Consider the following 7539-nt stretch of genomic DNA (forward strand, 5'->3'; position numbering starts at 1 on the left):
GCGCTCCCGGTTTTTCATCCAACACGCAACCGACCACCGGTGCGGGCGACCAGTTGGGCCACGACGGCCTGCACGGCCGTGTCGATCTCGGCTTCTGTCAGGGTGGCCTCGGCCCGGCCCAGTGACAGGCGCACCGCCAGACTCTTTTCGCCAGCAGCCAGTCCACCTGCGGGCGCAGATTCGCCAGCGCGCAAGGGCTTGGGCCGGTACACATCAAACAGCACGGCCGAACGCAGCATGGTGCCAGGAACGGCAGCGGTGATGGCATCCATCACCTCGGCATGCGTCACGCGCTCAGCCACCACCACGGCCAGATCGCGCTCCACCGCCTGGTGCTTGGCGACCGGCTGGAACTGCGGCACCACCCGCTGCAGCACGGCATCCAGCTCCAGCTCGAACATCACCGGCGCCTGGGGCAGGTCCCACGACTGGCGCCATTGCGGATGCAACTCGCCCACAAAGCCGATGGCACGCCCGTTCACCAGCACGCGCGCGCAGCGACCGGGATGCATGGACGGGTGGGCGCCTGGCTCGAAGGTGGGTCGCAACGGCGCCAGCAAGGCCTCCACATCGCCCTTCACATCGAAGAAGTCAATGACCTGCTCTTTGCGGCCCCACTGCAGCATGTCATTGGGACCATAGGCCAGACCCGCCACGCGCATGGGTTGGTGAAAACCTTCCACGGTGGTGTCGGTGTTGCGCACGCTGGCATCGCGCAAAAACACACGGCCCAGCTCGAACACGCGCACCCGCTCAGCCTTGCGGTCCAGGTTGAACTTCAAAACCTGTAGCAAAGAACCCAGCAAGGTAGAGCGCATAACGCTCATCTGGCTTGCAATCGGGTTGAGCAGCTTGATGGGCTGCACATTGGCGGCCAATTCATGCTCCCAGCGCTCTTCCACAAAACTGAAGTTGATCGTCTCCTGATACCCCAGACCGGCCAGAGACCGGCGCACGGCAAACGGGCTGCGCGTGGCTTCGGCTGCGAGCTTCGGCGTGATGGGCGCCAGCGGCGGCGTGGTCGGCAGGTTGTTGTAGCCCACCATGCGCGCGACTTCCTCGATCAGGTCTTCCTCGATCGTGATGTCAAAGCGGAAGGTGGGCGGTGTGACCGTGAGCGTGCCTTCGCCCTGCACCACTGGCAGGCCCAGACGCTGCAAGGCGCCAGCACATTGCTCTTGCGTCAAGGACATGCCAATGACCTTGGCGGCGCGTAGCACGCGCAGCGTGACGGGCTTGGGCACCGGCAGGTTCACTGCCTGATCGTCCATAGGGCCGCACACCGTGTCAGGCGTGCCGCAGATATCGATGACCAGTTGGGTGATGCGTTCGATGTGTTCCACCGTCAGGCTCGGGTCCACACCCCGTTCGAAGCGATGGCCGGCATCGGTCGAAAAATTGAAACGGCGCGAGCGCCCTGCCACCGCCTTGGGCCACCAGAAGGCGGCCTCGATATAGATATGCCGGGTGTCATCGGACACCGCCGTGGCATCACCGCCCATGATGCCGGCCAGCGACTCGACCTGGTTGTCGTCGGCGATCACACCCACCTTGTCGTCCAGGGTGACGGTGTTGCCGTTGAGCAGCTTGAGCTGCTCGCCCGGCTTGCCCCAGCGCACATCCAGCCCGCCGTGGATCTTGTCCAGGTCAAAAATATGCGACGGGCGCCCCAGCTCAAACATCACATAGTTCGAGATGTCCACCAGCGGCGACACACCGCGCTGGCCGCAACGTGACAGCCGGTCCAGCATCCACTGCGGGGTGGCTGCGCGCGTGTTCACGTTGCGCACGATACGGCCAGAAAAGCGGCCGCACAGGTCGGGCGCGCTCACCTTCACGGCAAGCTTGTCGGCCAGTTGGGCACTCACCGCCGGAAACAACGGCTGCACCCAAGGCACGCCCGTGAGTGCGGACACTTCGCGTGCAATGCCATAAACACTCAGGCAGTGCGCCAGATTGGGTGTGAGCTTCAGCGTGAACAGTGTGTCGTCCAGATTCAGGTGCGCACGGATGTCCTGGCCAACCGGCGCAGAGGCGTCCAGCTCCAGCAGGCCGCCATGGTCTTCCGACAGCTTGAGTTCGCGGGCCGAGCAGAGCATGCCCTGGCTTTCCACGCCGCGCAGCTTGCCCACCTTGATGAGGAACGGCTTGCCGTCGTCGCCGGGCGGCAACTCGGCGCCCACCAGCGCACACGGCACCTTGATGCCCACACGCGCATTGGGCGCGCCACACACGATGTTGAGCAAGGCACCCTGCCCCACGTCCACCTGGCATACGCGCAGGCGGTCCGCATCGGGGTGCTGCACGGCTTCCTTGATTTCGCCCACCACAATGTTGGTAAACGGCGGCGCCACGGGTCGCAGCTCTTCGACCTCCAGGCCGGCCATGGTCAGCGTGTCGGCGAGTTCTTGGGTGGTCAGCGGGGGGTTGCAAAATTCGCGCAACCAGGACTCGGGGAATTGCATAGTGAGAAAACTCTTTGGCGTTAGCTTTTAAAAAGATAGCTGCTTGCGCTTGCCATTATTGGGTTTCAACATATAAACATATTGAAACCCAATGGATAAAGGCGCTAGCAGCTCACTTTTTTGCTTTATTGGAACTGCGACAGGAAACGGATGTCGCCGTCGAAAAACAGGCGCAGGTCGTTCACGCCATAGCGCAGCATGGTCAGGCGGTCAGGGCCCATGCCAAACGCAAAACCGATGTATTTCTCGGGGTCGAGCCCCATGTTGCTCACCACGTTGGGGTGCACCTGGCCCGAGCCGGCCACCTCCAACCAGCGGCCAGCCAGCGGGCCCGTTTGGAACTGGATGTCGATCTCTGCGCTGGGTTCGGTGAACGGAAAGAAACTGGGCCGAAAACGCAGCACCAAGTCATCGCTTTCAAAGAAGGTGCGGCAAAACGCCGTGAAGATGACCTTGAGATCCTTGAAGCTCACGTTCTCGCCAACCCACAGGCCTTCGCACTGGTGGAACATGGGCGAGTGCGTGGCATCGCTGTCCACACGGTAGGTGCGGCCCGGCGCGATGACGCGGATCTCGGGCATGGATTGGCCGGCATCGAGCAGTGCGCGGTGGCGCTTGACATGCTGCACCGCGTGGCGGATCTGCATGGGACTGGTGTGGGTGCGCAGCAGGTTGGGGGCGTTGGCAGTGCCGCCCTCGACATAGAAGGTGTCGTGCATGGAACGCGCAGGATGGTCTTCCGGCGTGTTCAGTGCGGTGAAGTTGAACCAGTCGGTTTCGATTTCAGGGCCTTCGGCCACATCAAAGCCCATGGAACCGAAGATGCCCTGGATGCGCTCCAGCGTCAGCGATACCGGGTGCAGACCGCCCTGCCCGCGCTGGCGGCCGGGCAGGCTAACGTCCAGCGCTTCGGCCTTGAGCTGCACCTGCAGCTCAGCGTCGGCCAGCGCCTGGCGGCGCGCGATAAGGGCCGCCTCAATGGCCTGTTTGGCGACGTTGATGGCGGCTCCGCGGGACTTCTTTTCGTCAACCGACAGCTGCGCCATGCCCTTCATGAGCTCCGTCAAGCGGCCCGACTTGCCCAGAAACTGCGCTTTTGCATTTTCCAGATCAGCGGGGGTGGCGCTTTGGGCAAACAGCTGCGTCGCGCTTTCGACCAGGGAATCCAACTCGTTCATATCGACTCTTGAAAATAAACAAGGGCTAGCGCCTTTTCAAGCTCTAGCCCTTGTTGTTATTGCGCAGGCAGCTATCAAAAAGATAGCCGCCCATCATGAACTCAAGCAGCCAGCTTGGCCTTGACTTGTTCCACGATGCTGCCAAAGGCAGCCTTGTCGTGCACGGCGAGGTCGGCCAGCATCTTGCGGTCGATCTCGATGGATGCCTTCTTCAGGCCGTTGGCGAACTGGCTGTAGGTCAGGCCCAGTTCACGTGCAGCGGCGTTGATACGGGCAATCCACAACTGGCGGAACACGCGCTTCTTGGTGCGGCGGTCACGGTAAGCATATTGCCCAGCCTTCATTACCGCCTGTTTGGCGATCCGGAAGACGTTACCGCGGCGACCACGGAAACCCTTTGCAAGGGCGAGAACTTTTTTGTGACGGGCACGGGCCGTTACACCACGTTTGACGCGAGGCATGTATGTACTCCTTGTTCGTCGTTATTAAATGCCCATGCCGGGCAGCATTTGTGCAACCGAGGCCATATTGGTCTCATGCACAGCAACCGCACCACGCAAATGGCGCTTATTCTTGGTGGTCTTCTTCGTCAAGATGTGACGCTTGAAGGCTTGACCGCGCTTGACGGTGCCACCTGGACGAACGCGGAAACGTTTTTTCGCGCTGCTCTTGGTCTTCATTTTGGGCATGTGAATGCTCCTTTTCGTTGTGCTCGTGAGGCGTTTGCAAACCGATCTGCAAACTTGTTGGCCCCGAGCCACTTTTATCGAAAGACTTTCGCCTCTCGTTCGGCAGCGCCAAAGCACCACCTTTTCGAATGCCGCGCCATTGCGGGCTCGGCACTCAAATCCTCAAATTCATTTCACATCAGGCCGCAGTGCCAGAGGCCGGAGCAGCTTCTGCAGCCGGTTTGGGCGCAGCTGGCCTCTTCTTGCCAGGAGCGATCATCATGATCATCTGGCGGCCTTCCAGCTTGGGAAACTGCTCAATCAGGATGGTGTCAGCCAACTCGTCGCGAATGCGATTGAGCAAGGCCAAACCCAGTTCCTGGTGCGTGATTTCACGACCGCGGAACCGCAGCGTGATCTTGCACTTGTCTCCATCCGCCAGAAAACGGCGAATGTTGCGCATCTTGATGTTGTAGTCGCCATCGTCCGTACCCGGACGGAATTTGACTTCCTTGATCTCGATGACCGTCTGCTTGGCCTTGGCTTCGGCAGCACGCTTTTGTTCCTGGTACTTGAACTTGCCATAGTCCATCAGGCGGCACACTGGGGGGTTCGCCGTCGCGGCGATCTCCACCAGATCCACGTCCAACTCGCCGGCCATGCGCAAGGCTTCCATCAAGCTCACAACGCCCAAAGGCTCATTCTCTGGCCCGGAAAGACGGACTTCAGGGGCCATGATTTCACGGTTCAGGCGGTGCTTGCGCTCTTCACGGTGGCGACGATCACGAAATTCAGTAGCGATGGCTATCTTCCTTGAATCAAAATGCTACAAAAATAGTAGCTAAAACCGTGCCATGGGCGCACGCCAAAGCATGTTTTCCTTCAAAATCACACTTTGGAAGCGATGTCTTGGGCGATCAGCTCTGCGAACGCTTCAACGGACATCACGCCGAGATCTCGATTACCCCGGGCGCGCACTGCGACGGCTCCTGCTGCCTTCTCCTTGTCACCAGCGACGAGTATGTAAGGCAGCTTTTGCAACGAATGCTCGCGTATTTTATACGTAATCTTCTCGTTGCGCAGATCGAGCGCCACCCTAAGGTCTTGATGGGGCAGCACTTTTTGCAGTTTTGCGGCAATTTCACGACAGTAATCGCCCTGCGCGTCGGTGATGTTGAGCACTGCAACCTGCACCGGCGCCAGCCAAACCGGCAAGGCCCCGGCGTGCTGCTCTATCAGGATACCGATGAAGCGCTCCAGGCTTCCCACGATGGCGCGGTGCAGCATGACGGGCCGGTGGCGGGCGCCGTCTTCCCCCACATATTCGGCGTCCAGCCGCTCGGGCATGGAGAAGTCCACTTGCATGGTGCCGCACTGCCACTGGCGCCCGATCGCGTCCTTGAGCGTGTACTCGATCTTGGGGCCGTAGAAGGCGCCGTCGCCCGGGGCGATCTCGAACTCGCAGCCCGATGCCCGCAGGCTTTCCATCAGCGCATGCTCGGCCTTGTCCCAGCTTTCGTCTGAGCCAATGCGCGCCTCGGGGCGCGTGGCCACCTTGTAAATGATGTTCTCGAAGCCGAAGTCCTTGTAAACCTTTTGCAGCAAGGCTGTGTACGCCGTGCACTCGGGCTGGATGTGCTCTTCAGTACAGAAGATGTGCCCGTCATCCTGCGTGAAGCCGCGCACACGCATGATGCCGTGCAACCCGCCCGTCGGCTCGTTGCGGTGGCACTGGCCGAACTCGCCGTAGCGCAGGGGCAGGTCGCGGTAGCTCTTGATGCCCTGCTTGAAGATCAGGATGTGGCCCGGGCAGTTCATCGGCTTGAGGGCGTAGTCGCGCTTCTCGCTCTCGGTCGTGAACATGTTGTCGCGGTACTTGTCCCAGTGACCGGTTTTTTCCCAGAGCGTCTTGTCCAGAATCTGCGGACCCTTGACCTCCTGGTAGCCGTTGTCGCGGTACACGCGGCGCATGTATTGCTCCACCTCCTGCCACAGCGTCCAGCCCTTGGGGTGCCAGAACACCGTGCCGGGCGAGTGTTCGTCAATATGGAACAGGTCGAGTTCGCGCCCCAGCTTGCGGTGGTCGCGCTTCTCGGCCTCCTCCAGCATGGTCAGGTACTGCTGGAGTTCGTCCTTCGTCGCCCAGGCCGTGCCATAAACGCGTTGCAGCATCTCGTTGCGGTGGTCGCCGCGCCAGTAGGCGCCCGCCACCTTCATGAGCTTGAAGAACTTGAGCTTGCCCGTGCTCGGGACGTGCGGGCCACGGCACAGGTCTTCAAAACTGCCTTCGCGGTACAGGCTCACGTCTTCATTGCTGGGAATGCTGGCAATGATTTCGGCCTTGTATTGCTCGCCCAGGCCCTTGAAATACTGCACGGCCTCGTCGCGCGGCAGCACGCGGCGCACGATGGGCTCGTCCTTGGCAGCCAGTTCGGTCATGCGCTTCTCGATCGCCACCAGGTCCTCCGGCGTGAAGGGGCGCTTGTAGGCAAAGTCGTAATAGAAGCCGTTCTCGATCACCGGGCCGATGGTGACCTGCGCGTCCGGGAACAGCTCTTTCACCGCATAGGCCAGCAAGTGGGCCGTGGAGTGGCGGATCACATCCAGGCCATCGGCGTCCTTGGCCGTGACGATGGACAGCGGGCTGTCTGCCGTGATCTGGTGGCTGGTGTCCACCACCTTGTCGCCGATCTTGCCGGCCAAAGCGGCCTTGGCCAGACCCGCGCCAATCGTGGCGGCCACCTCGGCCACCGTGACCGGCCCTGGAAATTCGCGTTGTGAACCGTCTGGAAGCGTGATGTGAATCATGGGAGAACTCTTTCTTTTCAAACAATGCAATGGGAGCGGGCACGCGCCAGGCCCAGAAACAAAAAAGCGCGGAACAGGTCCGCGCTATCTGGAGGAGGTGTGCAATCTCGTGCAGGCGCGAACAGCCAGCCTCAGCGGCCGGTCAACATCTCCGATGTAGTTCGCGGTGTCATAACCAGATTGCCTTTCTCGCTCTTGTGCAGTGAATTTGCTTGCATTTTAACCTTACGGCCAACAAAAAAAGCCCGAAGCATGCGCTTCGGGCTTTCTGAACGGTATTTTTGATGCGTTCTACGCCACACACAGGTGGCGCAGCGGCGCGTCAGATCAGTGGAACTGCTCTTCTTCGGTCGAACCCGTCAGGGCCTTCACCGAGGACGAGCCGCCCTGGATCACGGTGGTCACGTCGTCGAAGTAGCC

6 protein-coding genes are annotated in these 7539 nt (G+C 60.8%); all 6 read right to left on the reverse strand.

The window, feature by feature from the left end; all coding sequences use genetic code 11:
* Positions 1 to 14: 14 nt before the first annotated feature.
* A complete protein-coding gene (pheT, locus tag B7Y64_RS11430) occupies positions 15 to 2465 on the reverse strand; it encodes a phenylalanine--tRNA ligase subunit beta (protein ID WP_291324078.1) in 2451 nt (816 codons plus the stop codon).
* A gap of 125 nt (positions 2466 to 2590) precedes the next feature.
* Positions 2591 to 3643 (reverse strand): phenylalanine--tRNA ligase subunit alpha, encoded by a 1053-nt coding sequence (pheS, locus tag B7Y64_RS11435; RefSeq protein WP_291324077.1) that lies wholly within the window; start codon positions 3641 to 3643, stop codon positions 2591 to 2593.
* Positions 3644 to 3744: 101 nt separating this feature from the next.
* Entirely contained in the window at positions 3745 to 4104 is a 360-nt protein-coding gene (rplT, locus tag B7Y64_RS11440) for a 50S ribosomal protein L20 (RefSeq protein ID WP_005795139.1), read from the reverse strand.
* A gap of 24 nt (positions 4105 to 4128) precedes the next feature.
* A complete protein-coding gene (gene rpmI, locus B7Y64_RS11445) occupies positions 4129 to 4332 on the reverse strand; it encodes a 50S ribosomal protein L35 (RefSeq protein WP_024814879.1) in 204 nt (67 codons plus the stop codon).
* 178 nt (positions 4333 to 4510) lie between these two features.
* A complete protein-coding gene (infC, locus tag B7Y64_RS11450; protein WP_081739365.1) occupies positions 4511 to 5119 on the reverse strand; it encodes a translation initiation factor IF-3 in 609 nt (202 codons plus the stop codon).
* A gap of 80 nt (positions 5120 to 5199) precedes the next feature.
* Positions 5200 to 7119 carry a threonine--tRNA ligase gene (gene thrS, locus B7Y64_RS11455; RefSeq protein ID WP_291324076.1) on the reverse strand — a complete coding sequence of 640 codons (1920 nt, stop codon included), beginning with the start codon at positions 7117 to 7119 and terminating at the stop codon, positions 5200 to 5202.
* Positions 7120 to 7539 lie beyond the last annotated feature (420 nt).

This window comes from Acidovorax sp. 35-64-16, from assembly GCF_002281195.1.
Classification (GTDB): Bacteria; Pseudomonadota; Gammaproteobacteria; order Burkholderiales; family Burkholderiaceae_C; genus Acidovorax; species Acidovorax defluvii.